Source organism: Parasutterella secunda (assembly GCF_024733725.1).
GTDB classification, from domain to species: Bacteria; Pseudomonadota; Gammaproteobacteria; order Burkholderiales; family Burkholderiaceae_F; genus Aphodousia; species Aphodousia faecalis.
Map to the genome: position 1 here is coordinate 239,946 of NZ_JANRHP010000002.1, position 23,431 is coordinate 263,376.

A 23,431-nucleotide genomic window follows, 5' to 3' on the forward strand; every position below is an offset into this window, starting at 1 on the left:
TGAAGGGCAATTGTATCAGCTAAAAGAAGGCCATTCGTTCTTTAAAAAGTTGAAAAAGTGTCAAAAAATATAGAAATAGACTGTCTAAAAAAATAAATAGAACCTGTCTAAAAATATAAGTAGGCGTTGTCTAAAACTAAGAGTAACTTCGAATAAATTTAATTAAATCAAACGGATAGGGTTTATTTTCAGACAATGATTTTTTCAACTTTTTCATAGAACAAAAAACTGACCTTCCCCAATGTCATTCACTTAAAAAATAAGACATAAAAAAACAGGGACATCCACCCGATTGATGTTTTCATCGTCGGCATTTTTGTCGTTGTGTAATAGGAAAAAAAGGAAGTGAAATAACAAGTGAACTCATTGTTCTGCGTGGAGAACAACGGTTGTTTTTAGTTTTGGATTGCCTTGACTGAACAAGTCTGAAAAGATTGAAAAGATGAGAAATTAGATCAAAGATCGTGTTGAAGTGAACACTTCCCCGAGACGGTCTAAACGGCCGTCTCTTTTCGGGAAGGTTTCAATTATTCAAACTTCAGAACAACTTTTTTGCCCAGGGCCTGAGCATACTTTTGCAGTGTTGTCACTGAAGGATAGACGCCGCGGTTTAACTTGCCTTCTAAGCGGGCGACTGCAGGCTGGACAGTTCCCATGCGCTTGGCAACTTCCATTTGTGTGAGACCGAGTTCAAGTCGGTAGGACAGCAATTGGCGCGTCTGTTCCTTATCAAAAGTCGTAACCATAAATTTTCTCCGCTTGTTTAATTTTTGTCATTGTCATTTGGGGGGATCCGCGGTTTTTATCTTGGGTTAGCCCTTAGACAGCCCTCTATCATACAAGGCTCTAAGCCTAAAAATAAGGGGGGAGGTAGAGACAAATAGCTACTTTTTGTAAAGCTGTTACATATTGAAACATAATGGCTCTTTAAATGAAGAAAAAAGGACTCACATTCAGTAGTGAAAGCGGTGAGTGAGCTCAAAAGAGTTGCACAGAACCGCAGATGATTGCTCGAGGCCGAGGCCCCCAGAAAAACAGAGCTTCGCCTTCGATGAAGAGAATTGAGGAGTTTGAGATGTTGTTTCCGACTGTTTATGGTGAAAACCTTTTTGATGATTTAGACAATATGTTCGGTTTGACTTCTTATGAAGGAGAAGGCAGACGCGATCCGCTCTTTGGTAAGAACGCTTCTCGTATCATGAAGACCGATATTCGTGAAACGGATACAAGTTACGAGTTGGATATTGATCTGCCGGGCTTTAAGAAAGAAGATATTCAAGCCCATCTGAAAGATGGTTATTTGACAATTACGGCTCAGAAGGGTTTGGAACGTGATCAAAAAGAAGAAAAGACGGGCCGTTACATTCGCCGTGAACGCTACAGCGGTTCCTGCTCAAGAAGCTTCTATGTGGGTGAACATATTCGCGAAGAAGATATTGATGCCAAGTTTGAAAACGGTATTCTTCAGATCAGCGTTCCTAAGAAAGCTCCTGAAGTGCCCGTTCAGAAACAAATTGTTATTAAATAACAATAAGAATTGTTTAGAAGCCGCTTGAGGCCTAAAAACAAAATAGCCCGTGCGAAGTGACCGATTCGCACGGGTTTATTTTTGCTGAAAGCAAAAAAAGTCTTTTCCCCTTCTCCTTTAGTGTTATCTTAGAAGTAAGACGTTCATGGCTTTGTCATATTCGTTCTTCAAAATAACGGTTTAAACCGAACGGGATCTTTTTATTTTGGAGAAATTTCATGGGCAAAGCGGATGTTTCGGAAATGACTGCAACAGAGGGTCAGGGGGACGCTTCTGTCGTTTTAAAAGTAGGTGACAAGGTGGACAATACAAAAACCGAGAATAAAACATCGGCTACAAAGGCCGCTGCCGCAAAGAAAACAACAACCGCTGCCAAGCGTACTCGCAGAAGCACCACTCAAAAGAAAACAAGATCAATCCCTGAAATTAAAGCGGGGAAACCCATTGATGTAACCAATCCCGAGTTTTATCTCAACCGTGAGATCAATTGGATCGATTTTGACCGCAAGGTGCTGGAACAGGCTGAGGATAAGTCTGTGCCGCTTCTGGAACGGGTGAAGTTTTTATCCATTTTCTTTAACAATTTGGATGAATTCTTCATGGTTCGTGTTGCCAACGTTTGGAAACAGGTGCAAAGCGGCGCCGAAGCAACCGGTGCGGACAAACTTCCTCCCAGACGCCAATTATCTGAAATCGGCCGTCGCGTACGGGAATTGACTGAAGAAGCAGAAGAGCTTTGGAAAAAGGATCTGTTGCCCGAGTTAGCCAAGCAGTCCATCCGCATTGTGGACTACGCGGATCTGCCTCAAAAAAAGCGCGAAATCTTAAGTGATTATTTTGATCACGAGATTTTCCCGATTTTGACTCCTCAGGCGATTGACTCCGGTCACCCGTTCCCGCTTGTCTCAAACACCAGCATCAATTTCATCATTGAGTTGGTGAGCGAAAAAAATAAAAATGACATTCGCTACGCGCGCTTGAAGTGTCCCAACAACGTTCCGCGTTTCCTTTATTTACCGAAGGGTAAGGAAGACGTTAACGCCAAGTTGGCCTATGACTCAAGCTACAGCGAAGTCAACGTCGTTTTGGTCGAAGACCTGATAGAAGAGTGCATGGAACGACTTTTCCCGGGCTACAAAGTAAACGCCGCGGGACAATTCCGCATCACGCGCAACACGGACGGCGAAATTGAAGAAGACGAAGCCGATGACCTTTTAGCGGCGGTTCGTGATTATGTCGATCAACGACGCTTTGGCGACATCGTGCGCGTTGAAATGGGCCGTGGCATGCCGGTTCGTTTGGCTGACCTTCTGATTGAGCACCTAGAAGTGAAACCGCATCAGATCTACAAGCAAAAGATTCCGCTTGCCTTCTCTGAATTTATGAGTTTGGGCTGTATTGACCGGCCGAAGCTTCAGTACAAGGCCGATCCCACAAAGTTGGCTAAAGAGCTCGACGGGGAACGTGATTGTTTTGAAGCGATTAAAAAGCGCGACGTGGTGCTCTATCACCCCTATGATCGCTTCCAAGCGGTGTTGAATTTTATTGATCAGGCCGCGCGCGATCCTAAAGTCGTGGCTATTAAACAAACGCTTTACCGCTGTGGCAGTGACTCGCCTGTCATCCGCAGCTTGCTTGAGGCTCGCCGCCGTGGCAAACAAGTGACGGCTGTTGTGGAACTAAAAGCCCGTTTTGACGAAGAGCGCAATATCAATTGGGCCGAAGAGTTGGAACGCGCGGGTGTGAACGTTGTCTACGGTTTCGTAGGCTTAAAGATTCATGCGAAGCTTTGCCTGGTTGTGCGCCGTGAAGAAGGCGGCATTAAGCGCTATGTTCATATCGGAACGGGTAACTACAATGCCTCGTCGGCTAAGATTTATACCGACTTGGGATTGATTACGGCCGATGAAGCGATTTGCGCCGATGTGACCGATCTCTTTAACGTGATGACCGGCTGCGGTGATATCTCCACGTACAGAAAACTGTTCGTTTCGCCCAAGAGCCTTCGTCCGTCCATCACCAAGTTGATTCAGGAGGAGGTGGCCCTGCACCGTGAACATGGTAACGGTCACATCATGATCAAGTGCAATCAATTGGTGGACGGGGAAATCATCGCTGAACTCTATAAGGCCAGTATTGCCGGTGTGAAAATTGAGTGCGTCGTTCGCGGCATTTGCTGCCTGCGCCCGGGTATCCCCGGTTTGTCGGAAAATATTTCCGTCAAATCCATTGTGGGACGCTATCTGGAGCACGCCCGTGTGTACTGGTTCAATCATAATGGCGATGAGCGGATGTACATCGGGAGCGCCGATATGATGAGCCGCAACTTAAACGGCCGTATAGAAGTGCTCACGCCGATTCTTCACGAAAAGATCCGTCGCAACATTATGAATAACATCATGAGGTTGCAGTTGGCCGATACGGAACAATCCTGGATTATGGGACCGACCGGTGAATACAAACGTTTTGTTCGTCCGAAAGGCATGAAGAAAGTGGATGCTCAGAACGCCCAAAATCATTTAAAGAGTCTGTACTAACCATGTCGAGTACCAATCACCAGTATTTGAACTTGGCCGAGGAATCGGCCAAGTCACAAGAGCGAGGCTTTGTTCGTCCCAATCCGACCGTTACCCGTGTGGGTTTTATTGATTTGGGCAGTAATTCCTCACGATTGACCGTTGTGGAGTTTGACCGACGGGGACGTGTGACGGTTTTAAATCGCGTCAAAAGTATGGTTCGGTTAGGCGAAAGGGCTTTCGAAACCAAAGAGCTTCAACCCGAAGCGATGGACAGGGCTTTAGCCTGCTTGGTCGAGTTTGCCGAAATCTGTCGTTCATACGGGGTGACTGAGGTGGTCGCGGTTGGTACAGCCGCTTTGCGTGTAGCACAAAACAGTATTGACTTTGTCAACCGAGTAAAAGAGCGCACGGGTTTTGACCTGCAGGTTATTTCAGGTGATGAGGAAGCGCGTTTGATTCGGGTCGGCATTTGGGATTCGCTGCCTAAGACCAAGGATTCGTTTCTTTTTATCGATATCGGTGGCGGCAGCACCGAGGTGTCGGTTTCCTCTCGTGACAAGATCTATTTTCTGGAGTCCTTAAACATCGGTTGCGTGATGATGACCGATGCCTTTAAGGGCAACGCTCAAGGCAAAATCTCTTCGAGTGTTTTTGCCAAAATGCAGCAAAGAGCTCAGGAGAAAATTCAGCACATTCTGAAGAAAACCGAGCGCTCTCGTTTTAAGGCTGCGATTGCAAGCTCCGGGACCGCCCAGGCGCTTTTGAATTTGGCTCAAGCCAAGTTTGGAGAGGCCGGAGGGTTTCTACAAAAAGAAGCCGGCATTGAATTAAAGCGCTCGCAAATTGCCGCATTGGCTAAGTCCCTGTCGCAGATGACTTCTGCCGAGCGAGAAAAACTGCCGGGTTTAAGTCCCGCCCGTGCGCAGGTGATTGTGGGGGGAGCGGCGATTTTGCTCACCATTTTGCAAACATTGGACTTATCCAGTGTTTACGTCACACCCAATAACTTGCAAGACGGTCAGGTGGTTGACTACATTGAGCGTCATTTTGACCGTGACGGGAAAAAGGAAAATTATTGGCGAAAGAAAAGCGTTAAGCGTCTGGCCAAGCACTATCACTGCGAAAAAGCTCATGCCAAGCACATGGGCGAGGTGGCTTTGAGTTTGTTTGAACAGGCTCAAAAACTAAAGCTTTGCGAAAGCCAGCCCGGATTGCCTGAGTTGATCGGTTACGCAGCCAGACTTCATGACATTGGGATTGCGATTTCGTACGACAAGCACTACATGCACGGCGCGTACCTGGTTCGTTATTGTCCTCTGTTGGGTTTTACCGAGCAAGAGGTGCTCACCATGGCTCGTTTGGTTTTCTGGCACTCCCGTCCGAGCAGTGAATTGCCGGCGTTTCTGCAAGGAGCGCCAGCCACAAAGGCTCAGAAGTGGGCCGCGCTCTGTCTTTTCATCGCCGAAAATCTGGATCGCACGCACCGTTCGTTAGCGAAGAGCCTCAAGCTTGTGAAAAAGGGCAATAATCTCACCATTGAGGTACTGTTGACTTCGCCTGCTCCCCTTGAGCAGGCCTCCATTGAAAAAATTCGCAAGCAAATTAAACGAGTATTAGGTGTGGCGATTGATTTTCGCTTCACGATCGAAGATCGTGAGTTGGAGATCATCGGGCTTTAAATCTTGGGTCTGGGTTTCAAACCGATGACTTAAGAATAGTTACTCTTTTATCTTTAAGCGGCTTAGGTGTGCAATCATCTAAGCCGCTTTGCGCTATAAAGCGAGTTTCTGTACTAGTCACCAACCGCATGGCAAGCAACGCGCACCGTTTCTCCTTCAATCACAATGTCCCGCAACTGGGGCTTTTCTTTTTTGCACCGCTCACAGGCAATGGGGCACCTCGGGTGAAACGCGCAGCCAGTTGGAGGATTGAGGGGATTGGGAACTTCCCCCTTAATCGGAATACGGGGTTTGCCGGTCATTTTCATGTCCGGAATCGCATCCAAAAGCATTTTGGTGTACGGATGTTGTGGGGACTTAAAAAGCAGCTTCTTGGGGGCTAGTTCCACCAGACGTCCAAGGTACATGACGCCCACGCGATCGGAGATGTGGTGCACGACTGAAAGATTGTGCGAAATAAAAAGATACGTCAGGCCGACTTTCTTTTGAACCGAAAGCATCAGATTGAGAATTTGTGCCTGAACGGATACATCCAAGGCCGAAGTCGGCTCGTCACAGATTAAGAAGTCAGGGTTACTGGCCAAAGCCCTGGCAATGGATATGCGCTGCCGTTGGCCACCTGAGAATTGGTGCGGATATTTATCGGCGTCCTCAGGATTTAATTTCACCAAGCTCATCAACTCATTGACACGGTCATCAATAGCTTTTTGATCAGTCAAAAGTTTCTGTACACGAATTGGTTCAGCGATGATGTCGCGCACGCGCCAGCGGGGATTTAAGCTTGCGTACGGATCTTGAAAAATCATATTGATGCGTCGTCTGAGACTTTTTGCGAGAGCACTTTCTTTTTTGTTGTAAAGCGTGGCAAGATCAATGCCGTCAACGGTAACGGAGCCAAAAGACGGTTCATAGAGACCGCACAGCAGTTTAGCCGTTGTGCTTTTTCCGCAGCCCGATTCTCCGACTAAAGACAAAATCTCACCGCGATAGATGTCAAAGCTGACATCATCGACTGCCGTCAGGGTCATCTTGGGCGAATGATTAACCAGGCGCGTAAGCCAAGGCTCCGAGACATCAAACTGTTTGGTAAGGTGCTTTACGTGAACTAAAACCGCCTCTGTTTTTTGAGTATTGGTCATCTTATTCTCCTGCCTCTTTACCGTTTTCCATCAACCAACAGGCCACTAGATGGTTGGGGGCGGCCGTGACTAAGTGGGGACGAAGCTGCGAGCATTTCTCGCATTTATTCGGGCAACGATCGTGGAATGCACAGCCGGCCGGAATATTGGCGAGGTTAGGCATCGCGCCGTCAATTTGATGCAAAAATTCCGCGGTTTCATTCATATCCGGGATAGCCGCCATCAGACCTTTGGTATAAGGGTGTTTGGGGTTGTGTAAGACTTCTGCCACGGGCCCAATTTCGACAATGCGACCGGAGTACATGACCGCCACACGGTTAGCCGTTTCGGCAATCACCCCCATGTCGTGCGTGACCAAAAGAATGCCCGATCCCGATTCTTTAGCAAGGCGCTTAAGCAATTCGATAATTTGCGCTTGTACGGAAACGTCAAGGGCGGTAGTGGGTTCATCGGCAATGATGAGTTTGGGTTTGGCAGCAAGTGCCAAGGCAATCACCACCCGCTGACGCATTCCGCCTGAGAACTGATGGGGATACTGATTGATGCGCTTTTCCGGGGCTGGAATACCCGTTTGCGCTAAAAGTTCAATGGCACGCTCTTTGGCTTGGTGGGCATCAAGCGGCAAGTGCCTCATAATGGTTTCAACCAATTGATCGCCCACCGTCATCAAGGGATCTAAGGACGTGAGGGGATCTTGAAAAATCGCGCCGATCATCCGTCCTCTGACATGCGCCATTTGAGAGGCTTTGAGATTGTCGATGCGGTGGCCGGCCACGAACACTTCACCGCCTGCGATGTGTCCCGGAGGCTCCAATAGTCCAATGATGGCAGCGCCGGTGAGCGATTTACCTGCTCCCGATTCACCGACTAATCCCAAGATTTCACCCTGAGCGATTTCAAAACTGACATCATCAACGGCAACGAGCAATCCCTTTCGAGTCGGAAATTCAACCCGCAGATGTTTGACTTCAAGTACATTGTCTGACATGTTTGAACTCCTTAACGCAGTTTGGGATTAAGCGCATCGCGCAGCCAATCACCCAGTAAATTCACCGACAAAACCAGAGAAACCAGGGCAAGTCCCGGGAAGATGGTGATCCACCATTCGCCAGAGAAGAGGAATTCATTGCCGACACGGATTAATGTGCCCAGTGATGGCGTGGTGGGCGGAACGCCCACACCCAAAAAGGAAAGCGTGGCTTCGGTAATGACAGCGGTTCCGACGTGAACGGTTGCGAGCACCAAAACCGAGCTCATGACGTTTGGCATCAAATGCTTAAAGAGAATTCTGCAAGTGCCCGCGCCAATCAGTTTGGCTGCGCTCACATAATCCTTTTGTTTTTCAACCAAAGTCTGCCCACGAACCGTCCGCGCGTACTGCACCCAACCCGAAAGGGTAATGGCTAAAATCAAAACAGGTTCAGCCAATTCGTCGTGCATTTGTTGAGATAGACTGGCTCGGGCAATGCCATCGATTAAAAGCGCAATCAAAATAGCCGGGAAACTTAACATTACGTCGCACACACGCATGATGAATGCATCCAGCCTGCCTCCGACAAATCCCGAAATAAGCCCCAGACAGACGCCTAAAAGAAGCGACAGCACAACGGAAATCAATCCGATCTTCAGCGACAGCCTCAGCCCATAGAGCATGGTGGAAAAGAGGTCTCGGCCCTGATCATCGGTACCCAACCAATAACGGCTGTCGCCCCCGTCAGACCAGGAAGGCGGCAAGTGAGCCGACATCAAATCGAGGCCAGCCAGATCGTACGGGTTAAAAGGTGCAACGCTTTGAGCAAAAAGAGCGCAGGCCATTAAAAGCACCGTCACGATAAGAGCAATGATAGCCACGGGCGAATGTCGAAAACTCCAGAAGAGATCGCTTTCTTTGAAAGTGAATAAGGCTTGAACAATACGATTTCTCATGATGGCTCCCTTTTAGTGTTTTTTAGACAGACCGGGTTTAAGACGAGGATCAACCACGGTATAGAGCCAGTCAACAAGAAAATTAATGAGCACGAACATGAGTGCAATCAGGCACAGGTAGGCCGTCATCACGGGGATATCGGCAAATTGCACCGCTTGGATGAATAAAAGACCCAGGCCCGGCCATTGAAAAACGGTTTCGGTGACGATGGAAAAGGCGATGATGCCGCCCAACTGCAATCCTACGATGGTGATGACTGGAATGAGCGTGTTTTTCAGGGCGTGCTTAAAGTGCACAGAGCGTTCACTCAAACCGCGCGCTCTGGCAAATTTAATGAAGTCGGAGCGCAAAACTTCCAGCATCTCGGCCCGCACCAGCCGCATGATGAGCGCCAGTTGAAACACAGACAGTGTCAAGGCCGGCAGTATTAAATGCGCCCAACCGTCAGCGGTTAAAAGCCCGGTTGTCCACCAACCGATGCTGCTTACTTCGCCTCGGCCGTAACTGGGCAGCCACCCTAACCAAACCGAGAAAACGAGAATGAACAAAATACCGATTAAAAAGGTGGGTAGGCTGATTCCCACTAAAGAAAAACCCATTAAGAAACGAGCGAGGAAACTATCTCGGTAGATAGCAACCAAAACACCGAATGTGACGCCTAAAACGGTGGCGATCACAACGCTGACCATTGCGAGCTCGAACGTGGCCGGGAAGCGATCCGCAATGAGTTCTGACACAGGCGTGGCTTGTCTCAAACTGATGCCAAAATCACCCGAGGCGGCGTTAGCAACGAAATGGAAAAACTGAACATAGAACGGATCGTTTAGTCCTAACGCCTCACGCAGCCGCTCGCGGTCAGCTTGGGTGGACTCGATGCCTAGCATCTGAGAGACGGGATCTCCCACAAACTGAAAGAGTAAAAACGCCACAAACGCTACGGTAAAAAGAACAACGGCCGCTTGAAAAAGACGTCTGATAAAAAATTCCAACATGATGAATTCTCGAAAAAGTTCGTACAACGCCGAAGCACTCATAGGCGACAACCTTTAAGGCCATCGCCCGAGCAGCTCCGACTACTTTGAGATACGCTTTTTGATCGTTTATTTAGCGGGGTGAACCACAACCGATAAAGCGTCGACTCTGTTATTGGGGGTAACTTGCGCGTCAATATTTTTGCGCATGGCCCAAGTCAGAGACTGCTCATGTAGCGGGATGTGGTAATAGTTCTCTTTTTCGAGTTTTAATGCTTCAGTGATGTAAGCCGTCCGTTTAGCCTCATCAGCCTCAATTTCAGCCTTGGCAATGAGCTCGTCAATTCTCGCGTCGCTGACGCGACCAAGGTTGGCAAGTCCGGTGCCGGTCTTAGCATCAAACGTTTGAGATAGGCTCTGAAGTCCATAGAGTCCGTCAAAGGTGTTGATACCCCAAGCGACGAGGTAGGCCGAGGAGTTCAATGACAGAATTTTCGGGAAAAATTGTGAACGCGGCATCGCATTGACGCTTACCGTCAAACCGATCTTTGCCCACATGGAAGCAATGGCTTTGGTGATCGCTTCATCATTGATCCAACGGTTATTCGGTGTGTCAATGGTGAAGGAAAAGCCATTGGGGTAGCCGGCTTCGGCTAAAAGCTTTTTGGCGTGTTCCGGATCATAGGGGAAACGTTTGGCCAATTCAGGCGTCCAGCCGTTGACCGATTGAGCAATAATCGTGCCGGTCGGAACAGACTTGCCGCGCATGACGGCGCGTTGAATGGCATTAATGTCAATGGCCTCGTAGAGCGCCTGACGGACTCGTTTATCCTTGAAAGGATTAACTTTATCTTTACCGGGAACCGTGACAAAAAGAGGCTTATCGGTAAATTGATCCAACGTGATCAGCACCACGCGGTTTTCAGAGCCGGTCCTGACCGTAATATCGCTGTTGCGCTCAAGTCGGGCAATGTCTTGTGTGGGCGGATCGATGACGAGGTCAACTTGACCGGATAAAAGCGCGGCCGTGCGAGTGGCGTTTGAAGAAATCGGGGTGTATTCGATTCGCGTGACATTGCCGGTTTTGTTGGCCTTATTCCACCAATTCGGGTTTTCAACAAACACGGTCTTGACATCCACTTCCCGGCTTTCCAATCTAAAAGGTCCGGTGCCGTTGGCATGCCGCGCCATAAAGGATTCTTCTTTGGCACTTGCATTTTGAGGATGAAGCGCTCCGTGTGCTTTTGCCCATTCGTAATTGATGATTCTCACATCAATTAACTGACGGAAAAAGACAGGAGATGCTGAAACGGTTTCCACCAATACCGTGTAATCATCAAGTGCCTTGGCACTTTTAATGCCAAGCATATTGTTTTTGAATTGACTGCTGGGTTCAAGCGCGCGATTTAAGGAAAAAGCCACGTCTTTGGCGGTGAGCGTTTGACCCTCATGAAATTTCACCCCTTTTCGGATATTGAGAATCCAGCCGGTGTTGTCATCGTTGCGCTTCCAAGATTCGGCCAACCAGGGGATTACTTTCCAGTTCTTATCGTAAGCAAATAAAGAATCGTACAAATAACCTGTTGCCGCCGAATTCAAGGACTCATTTTGACTGTGAACGTCAAACGTGAGAAAGTCGCCTTGACTGGCAAAACGCAGGGTCTCGGCCTGCGCGCTTCCCAGCATGCTCGCTAGGATCACAACAAGTAATTTTTTACACATAACGATCTTCCTTTGCTTACTTGGGGTCTAAATCGTTAGACCTTGGAATAATTGTGCATTAGAGGAACGTTTGAGGTGAATAAGCAAAACAAACTATTTTCCCAACAAAATCAAGGGGAAATAAGCTATTGACCGTATGTTTTGGAAGAAAAAATACTTTTAGATGAAGCGATTGACGATTGGATGATTCTATTGGTTGATCTTTTTTTGGCTACGTTCCTGCTCCAATTCTTCAACCACACGACGAGAGGTACGGCTGACGGATTGTTTCTGACAACGGGAGGTGAAAACGGACACACCGCCCATGAGGCCTGCCACAACGTAAAAGACTGCGCCCGCTCCGATGAGATTGCCCGCGCCGCCGAATATGATCGGAAGGGTTGTGTGGCAGAGGTTAATGAGCATGGTGCGAAGCCCTAACGCCTCACCCGTGCGTCCGGGAGGCGACTCCGTATGAATAAGGCTCATGACGTTGGGCTGCGAAGAACCCAAGGCCATGCCGAGCAAGAAGGCCACGGCCGAGAGCATGTAGAAATTGTTAAATATCGGAAAGAGTGCGTAGGAGGCCGCTCCGAGCGCAAAGGCACAGGTAATGGTTTGCCATTCGGTGAGATGTCTGGCGATGATCGGCATAAAAAGCCGAACAAAGAACGTTGCTGCGGCAAAGACCCCTAAAATCCAACCGACTTCACTGGCGCTCAATCCGATTTCAGTGCCGTAAACCGGAATCATAAAGCTTTGAAGATCCCAGGCCATTGACATAAAGGAGCTCGCTATCAGGACGTTTCTGACGTGCGGAATCCCCATCAGTTCAAAGTTGCCTTTGCGTTTGACGACTTTAGGGCGGTTCCAAGAAGAAGGCAGTTTGGAGCGAATAAAAAGGATAAAGGCGAGCAGACCTAAGACAACGGCAGAAAGTGCCAAGGTGTAGGCACTCTGAAAGCCCAAGTGGTCAATAAGGTAGCCGCTTGCGATCGGCGCGCTAAGGTTTGCCGCCGAGTAGCCCATTGCCAAAAAAGCAAAATTATTGGTTCGGCTTTCGGCTTTGGAGAGGTGGCCCACCAATTGCTGATTGGTCATTTGCACCAACATAAAGCCCAAACCGTTAATCATGCAGGCGGCAAATAAAGGCCAAAGACCAAACGTTTTGACATCGAAGGCAAGCGGCAGGAAAGCTGCCACGCTCATGATGGCAATGCCGATTAAAACAGGTTTTTTGGGGCCGACTGAATCAATCCACTGACCAGAACGAATAGCAAAAAGAGCCGGAACGAAAGCAAAAAGCGCCATCATGATGCCTACCTCAAGAGCGCTTGCTTGCTCATAGAGCGCATCAAGCGAGCAGCTTACGCGGTTGGAGACACAACCGATTTGAACCACAACGGTGAGCAAAATTACCTTAATGATGGTGGGAGACATCAATTTTTTTCCGGTCAATAAAGCAAAGCCACAGCGGTTGACGGCCACTGTGGCTTCGTTTCAGCTGATGAATCTAGATGATTATGCTAACTATTTGCGGATAATCAACAGAGGCACATCAGCGATAGAGGCGATACGCGTGGCGGTAGAACCCATGACGGCAGCCTTAAAGCGACCGTAGCCGTGAGAACCCATCACCAAAATGTCAAGGTGACGCTTCTTGCAGTAGGCGGCAATTTCATCGCCCGGGTTACCAACCAAGCACACTTCTTTGGGTTTGACGCCGGCTTTTTCGAAAAGCGGCAACACCGGATCAATGGCTTCGGCAAATTCGCTCTTTTGCAACTCGACCACTTCGTCTTCAGACAAAGCGGGCAGTGCCATGCCGGTCATATCAGGCATAACGGCACCGGCGTAGTCGCTCACGGTATTGATCAAGTGGATCTTGGCGCTTTGACCGCCGAAGAGGTCTAATTGCTTGATGGCGTACTTCACAGCGGCCGTACCGAACTTGGAACCGTCCACAGCGATGCCTACGCTTAACGCATCGGTTTGCGGAGCTTCTTTGTCACGCAACATCAAAAGCGGCACTTTGGTTAAGGCCAAAACAGCGTTTGTGACGGAACCGAAAAGCAAACCCTTCAAAGCGGAGCGACCGTGAGAACCCATGATCAAGAGGTCGGCCTTCATTTCTTCGGCTACTTTGGCGATTTCTTCAGCGGGCGTACCCACCTTGGCGATTTCTTCGGCAGCCATCTTGGCTTTCTTCAAAATCTTGCGGGCGGGCTTAAAGGCTTTTTCGCTTTCGTCCTTGTAATAGTCATCGAGTGCCTCGCGGCTCACGAGTCGGCTCGCACGGGCGGGCAGGGGAGCCTGCACATTTAATAAAACAATATGCGGTTCATGGCCGATCAACGTCGTACGACTGGCAACGAATGCCACCGCGTTGTCACTATAAACACTGCCATCTACGGGAATAAGGATTTTCATAAAACATCCTTTTATAAGAATGGAAAAACAGCCGTTCGGTTGCGAGCGAAGAGATACAGCGCACCGAACCCTCAAGCCCAAGCCCCACAGGGCTCGCGAGCAAGTTGAACCGGAGAACGAAATTTATCTTCAATCTCCTTACAATCACTTTAGCGCCATTTGGGGTTAAGCGCTAGCCCCGTGAGCCCATATTGTGCTTTTTATCAATTTCAGACTATGAATACCAGTGATAAACGACGTTTTGGCGGCATAAGTCGCCTTTTCGGCCCGCAGGCTTTTGAAATTCTCAATCGCTCCCATGTGGTGGTGGTTGGTGTGGGCGGTGTCGGCAGTTGGGTGGCAGAGGCTCTCGCCCGAACAGCTGTCGGTCACATCACATTAATCGATGGCGATACCGTTGAAGAGAGCAACACCAATCGCCAGCTTCCGGCGCTTAACGGAACTTTCGGTCAAAAAAAAGTTGAGGTGCTTGCCCGAAGACTTCAGGCGATTAATCCGGAAGCACGTATCGATATCGTTGACCGCTTTGTTGGTGAGGACAATTTTGATGAACTGATTCCCGCCTGTGATGCGATTATTGATTGCATTGATTCCCTGTCAGCTAAAACTTTTTTGGTGGCAAAAGCTTCTCAAAAAGCACGTATTGTGCTCACTAGCGGCGGAGCGGGTGGCAAAGTCGATGCCTCGCGGGTTAGTTTTGCCGACATTGCTTATGCAAAAGGCGACTCGCTTATTGCTGCTATGCGCACTAGGCTTAGAAAAGAGTATGGATTCCCGAAAGTAAAGTCAGGCGAAAAACCGAAGGCTTTTGGCATCGGAGCCGTCTATAGTGATGAATCTGTCCGAGGCAGTCAAGACGGTGGCGAAGGATTCGGTGTTTTTATGGCTGTGACAGCCACCTTTGCCATGAGATTGACTCAAGCTTGTATTGAGCAATTGCTGCATGAGTACAAGCAATAGCTTAGAAAATCGGACTGAACGGTTATTCAATCTTTCGGTAACTGACAAAGCGCAAACTATTTTGATGAAAAAACGCCTACACTAAAAGTGAAAAGAGTACGCGTAGATGTACCTGGAGAGTGTATGTATAAGAAAATTCTTGTTCCGATTGACGGCAGTGAGCTGTCCTATATGGCTGTGGCAGGAGCCGCATCGTTTGCGAAAAACCTTGGCGCAGAAGTGTATGTGTTGACGGTGATTGAGCCATACTCCTATACGAATTTAAGCGAATATCGTCCTGAAAGCATTGAACAGTACGATCAACGCGTTAAGGATCAGGCAAAGGAACGTCTCGAGAAGGCTCGCGCTTATTTTGATAAAGTCGGTGTGAAGGCGACCATCTGTTCTAAAAAGAGTTTCTCGCCCTCGGAAGCCATTATGGAAGTGTGCGATGAGCTTGACTGCGATTTGATCTTTATGGCCAGCCACGGTCGTAAAGGTTTGGCAGCGGTGCTGTTGGGCAGCGAAACCCAGAAAGTGCTCACGCACTCCAAAGTGCCGGTGATGGTCTATCGTTAAGATTATTCAGACAAAATCGGTACAATTAGGTACCGTTATTTCAGCTGAAATAACCTCGTGCGTTGCCTGTGTTTGACGGGCAGCACGGGGTTTGTTTTTTAAGGATTAAAAAATGGCCGATCTCGACCAAATGAATGTTCAAATGGATGTGAGCGCCTTGGTGCGTGAAGAAATCATTACCGACCGTAAGATCGGTACGATCCGTGTGTTAACGCCGGTGACCGTTGACGGAACCCGTGACTTTGCTCGTGATGTTGTCTACATGGGTGAAACACAGATCATGACTCAAATGGGACCTTTGCCGATTTCGTTCCAAATCAAGGCCGCCACACTCGAAGAAGCTGTCAAAGGTTATGGCGAAGCAGCCAAGGCCGGTGTTCAAGAAACTATTGCTAAACTGGAAGAAATGCGCCGTGAAGCCGCCAGCAAGATCGTGACACCGGGCGATGCCGGTTTCGCAGCGGCGGCAAGCAAAATTCAAATGCCTTAATAATTTGGATAAAGCTCATGACAATTGAAGGATTTACTCGTGCGCAAATGGCAGAGCTACCGTCACGCCTATTGCGGGATGGTCGTGCAGCCAACGCACGTGTGACTTGTGTGACCTGGCAGGGGCGTGAGTGGACAGTTAAAGATTTCTCTCCCCGCAACTGGTGGGTGAGGACGTTTTTGGCTCCGTTTCTTTTGGGCCATGAGTTCAAGATCCTTCAGAAGTTAACCGGAGTGGCCGGCGTTGCCAGTGACTCTTTTGTAATTGACCGCCATGCCATTGCCATCGCCTTTTTGCCGGGTACGCCTTTGGGCAAAAAAGATCCTGCGGAAATTTCCACTCAATTTCTAGAAGAGATGGAAACGCTTTTGCAAGGTGTTCATGATCGAGGCGTGGTGCATTTGGATACCCGAGGCACAGGCAATTGGCTTGTTTCGCCTGAGGGTAAGCCATTGCTAATCGATTTTCAGGCGTCGCTGACGACCGGTTGGATGCCCGCCTCCTTACGCCGCATTATCGAATTAGTCGATATGAGTGGCGTATACAAGAAGTGGAAAGAGTGGCAGCCGCAAACCATGGGCGAGGAGCGTCAAGCGCGTTATGAGGAAGCGCTTTACTGGCGACGCAAATGGGTGTTTGAGGGCTACTTTGGCAAGAGAAAACGCCGTCGCGCGAGAAAAAAGCGCAAATATTAATTTTTTGGTAGGCAACCTCTAAGGGGCTGCCTATTTTCAACTTTTCTTATAGGTATCGGTACCGTTATGGCACAGTACGTATTTACGATGAACCGCGTCGGAAAGATAGTTCCACCGAAGCGGCAGATTTTGAAAGACATCTCTTTGTCCTTTTTCCCGGGAGCAAAGATTGGTGTTTTGGGTTTAAATGGCGCTGGAAAATCAACGCTTTTAAAAATTATGGCCGGTGTCGATACGGACATTGAAGGTGAAGCCCTGCCGATGCCCGGTATCAAAATCGGTTACTTGCCTCAGGAACCCCAATTAGATCCAAATCACACCGTTCGTGAGGCTGTTGAAGAGGGTTTAAGTGAAGTACTTAACGCACAAAAGCGTTTGGATGAAGTGTATGCGGCTTATGCCGATCCTGACGCTGATTTTGATGCGCTTGCTGCCGAACAAGCTAAGCTTGAGGCAATCATTAACGCCGCCGGAACCAATGCCGAGACGCAAATGGAAATTGCGGCAGATGCTTTGCGCTTGCCGCCATGGGACGCCAAGATTGACCACCTCTCGGGTGGTGAAAAGCGTCGTGTGGCGCTTTGTCGCTTACTTCTTTCTCAGCCAGACATGCTGTTACTGGATGAACCGACCAACCACTTGGATGCTGAAAGCGTGGAGTGGCTTGAACAGTTCCTTCATCGCTTCCCCGGAACGGTTGTGGCGGTTACGCACGATCGTTACTTCTTGGATAACGCCGCTGAATGGATTTTGGAATTAGACCGTGGTGAAGGTATTCCTTGGAAGGGCAATTATTCTTCTTGGTTAGACCAAAAAGAAAAGCGTCTTGAAATTGAAAAGCGTCAGGAAGACGCACGTATGAAGGCGATTAAGCACGAATTGGAATGGGTGCGCCAAAACGCCAAGGGTCGTCAGGCCAAGAGTAAAGCCCGTTTGGCTCGTTTTGAAGAAATGTCGAGCTACGAATACCAAGCACGCAATGAAACCAATGAAATCTTTATTCCGGTGGCTGAGCGCTTGGGCAACAACGTCATTGAATTTAAGCACGTAAGCAAAGGTTTTGGTGATCGACTCTTGATTGATGATCTGAGCTTTAAGATCCCGCCCGGAGCAATTGTGGGCGTGATCGGTCCGAACGGTGCCGGTAAGTCCACACTTTTTAAGATGATTCTGGGTAAAGAAAAACCCGATAGCGGTGAGATTGAAATCGGTCAAACGGTCAAAATCAGTGCCGTGGATCAAATGCGCGACTCTCTTCCCAATGACAAGACTGCTTGGGAAGCGGTAAGTGACGGTCAGGATATCCTTCAAGTCGGTAAATTCCAGATGCCTTCGCGTGCTTACCTCGGACGCTTTAATTTTAAAGGCGGCGATCAGCAGAAATTGGTCGGCGCGCTTTCTGGCGGCGAACGTGGTCGTCTGCATTTGGCAAAGACTCTGTTGGCTGGCGGCAACGTATTGCTTCTTGACGAACCGTCAAATGACCTAGATGTTGAAACACTTCGAGCCTTAGAAGATGCACTCTTAGAATTTGCCGGCTGCGCCATGGTGACGTCCCACGACCGTTGGTTCTTAGACCGTATCGCCACGCACATCTTGGCATTTGAAGGTGATTCCAAAGTGGTGTTCTTTGACGGTAATTACACGGAGTACGAAGCGGATAAGCGTAAGCGTCTTGGTGAAGAAGCGGCAAGACCCCACCGTTTGCGCTTTAAACCTTTGAAGCACTAATCGGTTTTAGTTTTGACATCTTCCTCGCCGTGAACGGCGAGGATTCCCTACTGTGTCAGTGGCTTACGCCACTGATCACTTCGATGGGTTCCTGCTGCTGACCCGCGCAATGGACTGTCTCCATCCGCCGATTCACTTGAGCTCGGCCTACTTCGCCGAGCTCCCCACAGGCTGACATGCGCTGCCAGCGCACCTTAATATTTCTCGCACCGACTACGTCGGCATTTTCCCGATAGCCACAAGCCATACACTTAAAATTCGCCTGGCTCTTTCGGTTCTCTTTTGACTCATAACCGCATATCGGACAGATCCGCGAGGTGTACTGAGGCGACACCTTTATCACTTGAGCGCCCCTTTGTTCACACTTCCACTCCAATCGTTGGAAAAATTTCCCCCATGCCTGATCCAATATCGCTCGGTTTAAGCCCGATTTTTGACCCACATTATGACCTGGCTCTTCCACCGTCCCGGCCGCACTCGCTGTCATGTTCTTTATTCTCAAGTCTTCACGATCACATTAAATTGACTAGATCTAAGGATCATCGTACGGTTTGGCGTTTGTTAAACTCTGAACCGTAGTGATAATGAGAAATTTATAAATGATATTTAACCGTGCAAATGCAACCCTAAAAGTCAGACCTGCTCGGGTGGAGCTTGAAGACGGTAAGGCTTATTCACCGGAATTTGAAGACATTTATGCCACTCGAAGTGGTGCTTATGGTCAGGCTTGCCACGTGTTTTTGTCCGAAGGTGATATTCCTAACCGTTGGGCCGATAAGGAAAGTTTTACTATTTTGGAAAATGGCTTTGGGTTAGGAACCAACTTTTTAACGACATTAAAAGCCTGGAGAAATGATCCCCATCGCAGCAAACGTTTAAATTACGTCTCTCTTGAGTGCTTTCCGCTCACTGATCAAGAAATTCAATCACTCTCAGCGCTAGAAGTGAGCGAAGAAGCTAAAGAGCTTGCTAAACAATGGCCGCCTTGTCTTCCCGGTTACCACACGCTGTCTTTTGATGAGGGACGTGTACGGCTCATTTTGGTTTTTGGCGACAGCATGGAGCTAGCTAAAAAATTGTCGCTTAGTTATGACGCTTTGTTTTTAGACGGTTTCAGTCCTGATAAAAATTGGCGAATGTGGAATTCTGAACTTTTACGGGATTTATCGCGCTACGCCAAAGAAGGCGCAACGGTAACAACGTGGTGTACAAAAGGGGATGTGAGAAGGGCTCTTACCGACGCGGGCTTTGCACTGGAAAAGAAAAAGGGTTTTGGCAAAAAGCGTGAACGGCTTTTTGGCGTGATGAAAGCGAAGCGGACAAAGCATATTTTGCGACCCATTAATGAAGTCATCGTTGTCGGAGCCGGTCTTGCCGGAGCCAATTTAGCTTATAGTCTCACGCTTCAAGGTATTAATGTTCGAGTCGTTGATGAGGCTGCAGTCCCCGGAGCGGCGGCCAGTGCTCTGCCTTGGGGAATCTTGCATCCGCACTTTACCCGTGACGACAGTCCCTTATCCAAATTGTCGCGAGAAGGTTTTTTCATGACACGTTCTCGCTTACGTCAATTAGAAGTTCAAACAGGGGAATGCCTTTTTAAAGAGCTTGGATGCCTTCAAATGGCGCATAAGGATACGATCTATGAAGATTGGTTGAAAGCGGTTGCCGACAATAAGCCTTTTAAAATTCCTGAAAATTATGGTTTGTTACTTAATCGGCGAGAGGCCAGTCAGATCGTTGGCCTGGAGTTAAAAAGAGGCGGATGGTATTTCCCCATGGCCGGGATGGCCCGAGCCGGTGCATTTTGCAGAGCGTTGATTGCTGCAAGTGCAGTTCCCTATCGAGGCAATACCACTGTGCGTTCAATAGACAAAAAGGGCGAAAAGTGGCAGCTCATCGGTGAATTTGGCGAGGTTATCGATGAAGCGGACAATGTGGTTGTTTGCGCCGCAACCGCCAGTTCCGATCTGTTAAAAGAACCCCATCTTGGACTTGACTTGCTGCCGGGCCGCATCACTTTACTACGCGACACGGACTTTGGGGATCTGAAGTGCCCTGTAAGTGGTGAAGGCTACATCGCTCACATGGAGGATGGATACTGTGGAGTAGGGGCTACCTATGAATTGCCTAGAACGGGTTCATGGACAGAGCAGAAAGCGCACTTAGCCAATCTCGAAAAGTTGGATACTTTACTGGTAGATCATTTGCCTGTGGTTGTAACCGGAGCCTATTGCGGAGTACGGGCAGCCGGTCCCGGTCGAGTTCCCGTTGTCGGGGCTTCTGTAGATGAGTCCCGTTGGCTGTCGGTTTGGAATGCTTCAGAACATATTCCGCAAGATTCCAAATGTTGGGAAAACAAAGGCTTGTGGGTTTTAGCCGGTTTGGGATCCAGAGGACTATCGATGTCAGTGCTTTGCGCTGAGATGCTGACTTCTATGATGACGGGAGCGCCGCTGCCGGCTGATCCCGCGCTCATAAAAACGCTGGCGCCTCAGAGATATCTAAAGCGCCAGTGGTTCAACGGAAAAGTCCGTTAAGCGTTTTTACCGCAGCAGTTTTTATACTTTTTCCCTGATCCGCAAGGACAGGGATCATTTCGTCCGACTTTAGGTGTTGCGCGGCTGATCGGTTTGTTGGGCAAATTGAGTTTGGCGATTTCAATGACACCCTGCATCATCTCAAGCATCCCTTCTTCCAGAGTGTGGACGGGGTGTTCCTTTTCCACTGCCTGACGGATCGCCAGGTTTTGCTGATAATCGGGATCCTCCTCATCGAGCTCTAAAAAGCGATGAATCCGACATAACTGGGCTTCGATGGCCTCAGTCACATCCACGCGGTCGCTATATTGGGCAAGCGCGTTGTAAAAACCCATTGCCCACGGTTCAAGAGCCACCAATCCGTCGGGACCGGTGACTTGCTTGCCGTCCTCATCTTCAAGCGGGAAAATGATGGGGTTGTAAAATTGTCTTTGAGCTTGGAAAGCACGGATTTCCTGTAAGCGTTGAGTGATCAAACGTTTAACAGTTTCCGGCTCATCGATTTCGCAAGCACTCCCTTCTTCATTGAAAATGTACGGATACCACTCTGAGTCTTCTTTGAGCGGTGGGTTTAAAAGGGCAATGGCGGACAAAAAGCCGTCAAGCATGCTGACATCAAACGTATCCTCTCCGCAACTGCTTGTTGCTAAAAGGTCATCGAGTTGGTTGATGTCTTCATCGGTCAAAGGGCGAAAGTTTTCAGTCATGGTGAAATCTTAGAAAAAAGCGCCGCAGATATGGGCGGCGCTTGGAGTGAGTCATCACAAATTCATTATTGGGCGCCGTTGTCGGAAGCCTTATCTGCCAGTGTGTTATCACACAAGGCAATCAAGGAGTCAATTTGCCCCTTGGAACGATTCATATCTTCAACGGCCTTATTCATTTCTTCGACCGCCTGACGTTGAATCAGATTTTCATAAGCGATGCGCAGCGCGGCGAGCACTGCAACCGAATCAGGTGAAAAAACCTTACCCGGTTGGTGAATTTCTTGCATTTTGCTTTGCACAAGCTCGGCGCAGGCGCGCAAATTTGCTTCCTCATCGGGAGCCACCGCAAGACGATAATCACGTCCCATGATGGTCAAGGTTAAGGTTTTACGCGCAGTCATGGTTTTCTGAACTCAATTAGAAATTCATCGGTTGGTCTTCAGGGACCGTTTGTTGGGCCTTCTCAATAGAGCGAATCAAAGCGTCCAAACGTTCGATGGCTTCTTGAGTTTCAGCCTTAGTCAAACCGGCTTCATTTTCTTTTTGAGTCAAAAGAGCCTGCAGTTGGGCGTTTTGTTCGCGCAAGTCATTGACTTCCTGAATGAGGGCACGAACGCGATCGGCTAAGAGTTCAAGCTTTTCTTGCATTTTTTTGTTGTCCTTTAGCTTTTTTTATTTAAAGAGCATTTTGCTCCACATCTTCCTGGGCTTTTTGAGCCTGGTCGACGACTGTTAAATCAGAATTGTCAGCCTTGAAGACTTCCTTATCGCCCAAAATCATTTGGTCGGCTTGGGTTTCATCAGGCATCGGGGTGAATTCATAACGGGTAAGACGCCCCGTATCATCGAAATACACCGTCAAGCGGCGCATTTCAGGATCGCCAAAACGGGGATTGATGTAATAGAGATAATCCCAACGGTTTTGGTGGAACATGTCTCTTAAGAGCGGAACCCCTAAAAGGAATTGGACTTGCAATTGCGTCATGCCGAGGTGGAGCTGATCGACCATTTCCTTGGTGACCAAATTGCCTTGATGGGTATCCGGACGATAGGGTTTGATTACGGACGTGAGGGCTTCGGTAGGTTGGAACCATTCATTGAAAGCATCCCACTTTGATTCCACTTGGGCGCAACCACTCAACGCGAGCGTAGCCGCCATGGCGCCCGTCAGCAAACATTTCTTGTACATAGGTGACACGTCGTTTCAGTGCGTTAGTCTCTGATCCCTGAATGATAAACTAATGCGCGCAGTTGCGCTTAAGGAATAGTGATTTTTTTGACATTCTGAGTGAATTCAACATTCACTGGCCAAAATCGCCGTGTTATGATTAAAAAATCGCTGGCCTTGGGTGTGCCAAATATTCTTACCTGCTTATAGAGGTTGATCAATTGAGATACGATCCGAGTGATTTAAAAAGTTTGGGTTTAAAAGCGACAGCTCCGCGTCTTCGTATTTTGGCGTTGTTTCAAAAAGCGGCGCTTACAGAAAAGCGTCACTTAACAGCCGATGAGGTTTTCTCTCAACTCAAAGAGGAAGGTGAAGATGTGGGTTTGGCCACGGTCTATCGTGTATTGACCCAATTTGAAGTCGCCGGTCTTCTAAGGCGTCATCACTTTGATACAGAAAGCGCCTCTTACGAACTCGGAGAGCCCGAGCATCATGATCATTTGGTTTGTCTGCAATGCGGCAAAATTGAGGAATTTGTGGACGTGGAAATCGAAAGACGGCAACAAGAAATTGCCTCCCGATTCGGCTACACGCTTGATCACCACACGCTCTGTCTTTATGGCATTTGTAAGGAATGTCAAGAAAAAAACGCTGCCAAATAGACAGCGCTTTCCTGTTTTTTCATCAAACG

Annotated in this window: 23 protein-coding genes; 10 read left to right on the forward strand and 13 right to left on the reverse strand. The window is 48.5% G+C overall.

What is annotated here, in order from left to right:
• Positions 1-527: 527 nt before the first annotated feature.
• A complete protein-coding gene (locus NW199_RS02985; RefSeq protein WP_022472407.1) occupies positions 528-746 on the reverse strand; it encodes a helix-turn-helix domain-containing protein in 219 nt (72 codons plus the stop codon).
• 329 nt (positions 747-1,075) lie between these two features.
• On the opposite strand from NW199_RS02985, the gene NW199_RS02990 reads away from it, so the two are divergent.
• The 3 genes from NW199_RS02990 (at position 1,076) to NW199_RS03000 (ending at position 5,726) form a co-directional block, all read left to right on the forward strand.
• Positions 1,076-1,528, forward strand: a complete 453-nt coding sequence (locus NW199_RS02990; RefSeq protein WP_258333593.1) for an Hsp20/alpha crystallin family protein — start codon at positions 1,076-1,078, stop codon at positions 1,526-1,528.
• Positions 1,529-1,746: 218 nt separating this feature from the next.
• A complete protein-coding gene (gene ppk1 / locus NW199_RS02995) occupies positions 1,747-4,065 on the forward strand; it encodes a polyphosphate kinase 1 (protein WP_258333594.1) in 2,319 nt (772 codons plus the stop codon).
• Between the two features lie 2 nt (positions 4,066-4,067).
• On the forward strand, positions 4,068-5,726 hold the full coding sequence (locus tag NW199_RS03000; RefSeq protein ID WP_258333595.1) for a Ppx/GppA phosphatase family protein: 1,659 nt from the start codon (positions 4,068-4,070) through the stop codon (positions 5,724-5,726).
• A 113-nt stretch (positions 5,727-5,839) separates the two neighbouring features.
• Here NW199_RS03000 and NW199_RS03005 read toward each other — a convergent pair whose 3' ends face one another.
• The 7 genes from NW199_RS03005 to NW199_RS03035 all read right to left on the reverse strand — a co-directional run bounded on the left by NW199_RS03005 (position 5,840) and on the right by NW199_RS03035 (position 13,894).
• A complete protein-coding gene (locus NW199_RS03005) occupies positions 5,840-6,865 on the reverse strand; it encodes an ABC transporter ATP-binding protein (RefSeq protein WP_022472403.1) in 1,026 nt (341 codons plus the stop codon).
• Between the two features lies 1 nt (position 6,866).
• Positions 6,867-7,853 (reverse strand): ABC transporter ATP-binding protein, encoded by a 987-nt coding sequence (locus NW199_RS03010; RefSeq protein WP_258333596.1) that lies wholly within the window; start codon positions 7,851-7,853, stop codon positions 6,867-6,869.
• Between the two features lie 11 nt (positions 7,854-7,864).
• Positions 7,865-8,791 carry an ABC transporter permease gene (locus NW199_RS03015; protein WP_258333597.1) on the reverse strand — a complete coding sequence of 309 codons (927 nt, stop codon included), beginning with the start codon at positions 8,789-8,791 and terminating at the stop codon, positions 7,865-7,867.
• Positions 8,792-8,803: 12 nt separating this feature from the next.
• On the reverse strand, positions 8,804-9,784 hold the full coding sequence (locus NW199_RS03020; RefSeq protein ID WP_258333641.1) for an ABC transporter permease: 981 nt from the start codon (positions 9,782-9,784) through the stop codon (positions 8,804-8,806).
• Between the two features lie 108 nt (positions 9,785-9,892).
• Entirely contained in the window at positions 9,893-11,485 is a 1,593-nt protein-coding gene (locus tag NW199_RS03025) for an ABC transporter substrate-binding protein (RefSeq protein ID WP_258333598.1), read from the reverse strand.
• Between the two features lie 189 nt (positions 11,486-11,674).
• Positions 11,675-12,904 carry an MFS transporter gene (locus NW199_RS03030; RefSeq protein ID WP_258333599.1) on the reverse strand — a complete coding sequence of 410 codons (1,230 nt, stop codon included), beginning with the start codon at positions 12,902-12,904 and terminating at the stop codon, positions 11,675-11,677.
• A gap of 90 nt (positions 12,905-12,994) precedes the next feature.
• The gene (locus tag NW199_RS03035) at positions 12,995-13,894 is read right to left on the reverse strand and encodes a universal stress protein (protein ID WP_258333600.1); all 900 of its coding nucleotides are present in this window, start codon (positions 13,892-13,894) and stop codon (positions 12,995-12,997) included.
• A gap of 216 nt (positions 13,895-14,110) precedes the next feature.
• Here NW199_RS03035 and NW199_RS03040 point away from each other — a divergent pair, with 216 nt between their 5' ends.
• From NW199_RS03040 to ettA, 5 genes are all read left to right on the forward strand, one after another.
• The gene (locus tag NW199_RS03040) at positions 14,111-14,854 is read left to right on the forward strand and encodes a tRNA threonylcarbamoyladenosine dehydratase (RefSeq protein WP_258333601.1); all 744 of its coding nucleotides are present in this window, start codon (positions 14,111-14,113) and stop codon (positions 14,852-14,854) included.
• Positions 14,855-14,977: 123 nt separating this feature from the next.
• Positions 14,978-15,412, forward strand: coding sequence for a universal stress protein (locus NW199_RS03045; RefSeq protein ID WP_258333602.1), 435 nt, complete (start codon positions 14,978-14,980; stop codon positions 15,410-15,412).
• Between the two features lie 112 nt (positions 15,413-15,524).
• On the forward strand, positions 15,525-15,902 hold the full coding sequence (locus tag NW199_RS03050; protein ID WP_022472394.1) for a hypothetical protein: 378 nt from the start codon (positions 15,525-15,527) through the stop codon (positions 15,900-15,902).
• A 17-nt stretch (positions 15,903-15,919) separates the two neighbouring features.
• Positions 15,920-16,597, forward strand: a complete 678-nt coding sequence (locus NW199_RS03055) for a protein kinase family protein (protein ID WP_258333603.1) — start codon at positions 15,920-15,922, stop codon at positions 16,595-16,597.
• 66 nt (positions 16,598-16,663) lie between these two features.
• Positions 16,664-18,328: an energy-dependent translational throttle protein EttA gene (gene ettA, locus NW199_RS03060; RefSeq protein ID WP_258333604.1), complete on the forward strand. Its 1,665-nt coding sequence runs from the start codon at positions 16,664-16,666 to the stop codon at positions 18,326-18,328.
• 55 nt (positions 18,329-18,383) lie between these two features.
• Here the strand turns inward: ettA and NW199_RS03065 are convergent, their stop codons facing one another.
• Complete coding sequence (locus tag NW199_RS03065) at positions 18,384-18,830, reverse strand: RNA-guided endonuclease InsQ/TnpB family protein (RefSeq protein ID WP_258333605.1); 447 nt, start codon at positions 18,828-18,830, stop codon at positions 18,384-18,386.
• A gap of 97 nt (positions 18,831-18,927) precedes the next feature.
• On the opposite strand from NW199_RS03065, the gene mnmC reads away from it, so the two are divergent.
• Positions 18,928-20,865, forward strand: a complete 1,938-nt coding sequence (mnmC, locus tag NW199_RS03070) for a bifunctional tRNA (5-methylaminomethyl-2-thiouridine)(34)-methyltransferase MnmC2/FAD-dependent 5-carboxymethylaminomethyl-2-thiouridine(34) oxidoreductase MnmC1 (protein WP_258333606.1) — start codon at positions 18,928-18,930, stop codon at positions 20,863-20,865.
• On the opposite strand, the gene NW199_RS03075 is transcribed toward mnmC, so the two are convergent.
• The 4 genes from NW199_RS03075 to NW199_RS03090 form a co-directional block, all read right to left on the reverse strand.
• Positions 20,862-21,572 (reverse strand): UPF0149 family protein, encoded by a 711-nt coding sequence (locus NW199_RS03075; RefSeq protein ID WP_249092803.1) that lies wholly within the window; start codon positions 21,570-21,572, stop codon positions 20,862-20,864. The two genes, mnmC and NW199_RS03075, sit on opposite strands and share 4 nt — an antisense overlap.
• A gap of 65 nt (positions 21,573-21,637) precedes the next feature.
• The gene (locus NW199_RS03080; protein WP_022472648.1) at positions 21,638-21,973 is read right to left on the reverse strand and encodes a cell division protein ZapA; all 336 of its coding nucleotides are present in this window, start codon (positions 21,971-21,973) and stop codon (positions 21,638-21,640) included.
• A 16-nt stretch (positions 21,974-21,989) separates the two neighbouring features.
• Positions 21,990-22,220, reverse strand: coding sequence for a hypothetical protein (locus NW199_RS03085; protein WP_022472647.1), 231 nt, complete (start codon positions 22,218-22,220; stop codon positions 21,990-21,992).
• Positions 22,221-22,248: 28 nt separating this feature from the next.
• Positions 22,249-22,761 carry an outer membrane protein assembly factor BamE gene (locus NW199_RS03090; protein ID WP_022472646.1) on the reverse strand — a complete coding sequence of 171 codons (513 nt, stop codon included), beginning with the start codon at positions 22,759-22,761 and terminating at the stop codon, positions 22,249-22,251.
• A gap of 200 nt (positions 22,762-22,961) precedes the next feature.
• Here NW199_RS03090 and fur point away from each other — a divergent pair, with 200 nt between their 5' ends.
• The gene (gene fur / locus NW199_RS03095) at positions 22,962-23,402 is read left to right on the forward strand and encodes a ferric iron uptake transcriptional regulator (RefSeq protein WP_022472645.1); all 441 of its coding nucleotides are present in this window, start codon (positions 22,962-22,964) and stop codon (positions 23,400-23,402) included.
• Positions 23,403-23,431 lie beyond the last annotated feature (29 nt).

What these genes read in the sequence shown, in the direction of transcription:
- NW199_RS03045 (WP_258333602.1), top strand. Translation starts at nt 14,978, where the DNA reads ATGTATAAGAAAATTCTTGTTCCGATTGACGGCAGTGAGCTGTCCTAT.
- NW199_RS03015 (WP_258333597.1), bottom strand. Translation starts at nt 8,791, where the DNA reads ATGAGAAATCGTATTGTTCAAGCCTTATTCACTTTCAAAGAAAGCGAT.
- NW199_RS03080 (WP_022472648.1), bottom strand. Translation starts at nt 21,973, where the DNA reads ATGACTGCGCGTAAAACCTTAACCTTGACCATCATGGGACGTGATTAT.
- ettA (WP_258333604.1), top strand. Translation starts at nt 16,664, where the DNA reads ATGGCACAGTACGTATTTACGATGAACCGCGTCGGAAAGATAGTTCCA.
- NW199_RS03030 (WP_258333599.1), bottom strand. Translation starts at nt 12,904, where the DNA reads ATGTCTCCCACCATCATTAAGGTAATTTTGCTCACCGTTGTGGTTCAA.
- NW199_RS03050 (WP_022472394.1), top strand. Translation starts at nt 15,525, where the DNA reads ATGGCCGATCTCGACCAAATGAATGTTCAAATGGATGTGAGCGCCTTG.
- NW199_RS03020 (WP_258333641.1), bottom strand. Translation starts at nt 9,784, where the DNA reads ATGTTGGAATTTTTTATCAGACGTCTTTTTCAAGCGGCCGTTGTTCTT.
- mnmC (WP_258333606.1), top strand. Translation starts at nt 18,928, where the DNA reads ATGATATTTAACCGTGCAAATGCAACCCTAAAAGTCAGACCTGCTCGG.
- NW199_RS03040 (WP_258333601.1), top strand. Translation starts at nt 14,111, where the DNA reads ATGAATACCAGTGATAAACGACGTTTTGGCGGCATAAGTCGCCTTTTC.
- NW199_RS03075 (WP_249092803.1), bottom strand. Translation starts at nt 21,572, where the DNA reads ATGACTGAAAACTTTCGCCCTTTGACCGATGAAGACATCAACCAACTC.
- NW199_RS03010 (WP_258333596.1), bottom strand. Translation starts at nt 7,853, where the DNA reads ATGTCAGACAATGTACTTGAAGTCAAACATCTGCGGGTTGAATTTCCG.
- NW199_RS03000 (WP_258333595.1), top strand. Translation starts at nt 4,068, where the DNA reads ATGTCGAGTACCAATCACCAGTATTTGAACTTGGCCGAGGAATCGGCC.
- NW199_RS02985 (WP_022472407.1), bottom strand. Translation starts at nt 746, where the DNA reads ATGGTTACGACTTTTGATAAGGAACAGACGCGCCAATTGCTGTCCTAC.
- NW199_RS03055 (WP_258333603.1), top strand. Translation starts at nt 15,920, where the DNA reads ATGACAATTGAAGGATTTACTCGTGCGCAAATGGCAGAGCTACCGTCA.
- ppk1 (WP_258333594.1), top strand. Translation starts at nt 1,747, where the DNA reads ATGGGCAAAGCGGATGTTTCGGAAATGACTGCAACAGAGGGTCAGGGG.
- NW199_RS03025 (WP_258333598.1), bottom strand. Translation starts at nt 11,485, where the DNA reads ATGTGTAAAAAATTACTTGTTGTGATCCTAGCGAGCATGCTGGGAAGC.
- NW199_RS03005 (WP_022472403.1), bottom strand. Translation starts at nt 6,865, where the DNA reads ATGACCAATACTCAAAAAACAGAGGCGGTTTTAGTTCACGTAAAGCAC.
- NW199_RS02990 (WP_258333593.1), top strand. Translation starts at nt 1,076, where the DNA reads ATGTTGTTTCCGACTGTTTATGGTGAAAACCTTTTTGATGATTTAGAC.
- NW199_RS03085 (WP_022472647.1), bottom strand. Translation starts at nt 22,220, where the DNA reads ATGCAAGAAAAGCTTGAACTCTTAGCCGATCGCGTTCGTGCCCTCATT.
- NW199_RS03090 (WP_022472646.1), bottom strand. Translation starts at nt 22,761, where the DNA reads ATGTACAAGAAATGTTTGCTGACGGGCGCCATGGCGGCTACGCTCGCG.
- NW199_RS03035 (WP_258333600.1), bottom strand. Translation starts at nt 13,894, where the DNA reads ATGAAAATCCTTATTCCCGTAGATGGCAGTGTTTATAGTGACAACGCG.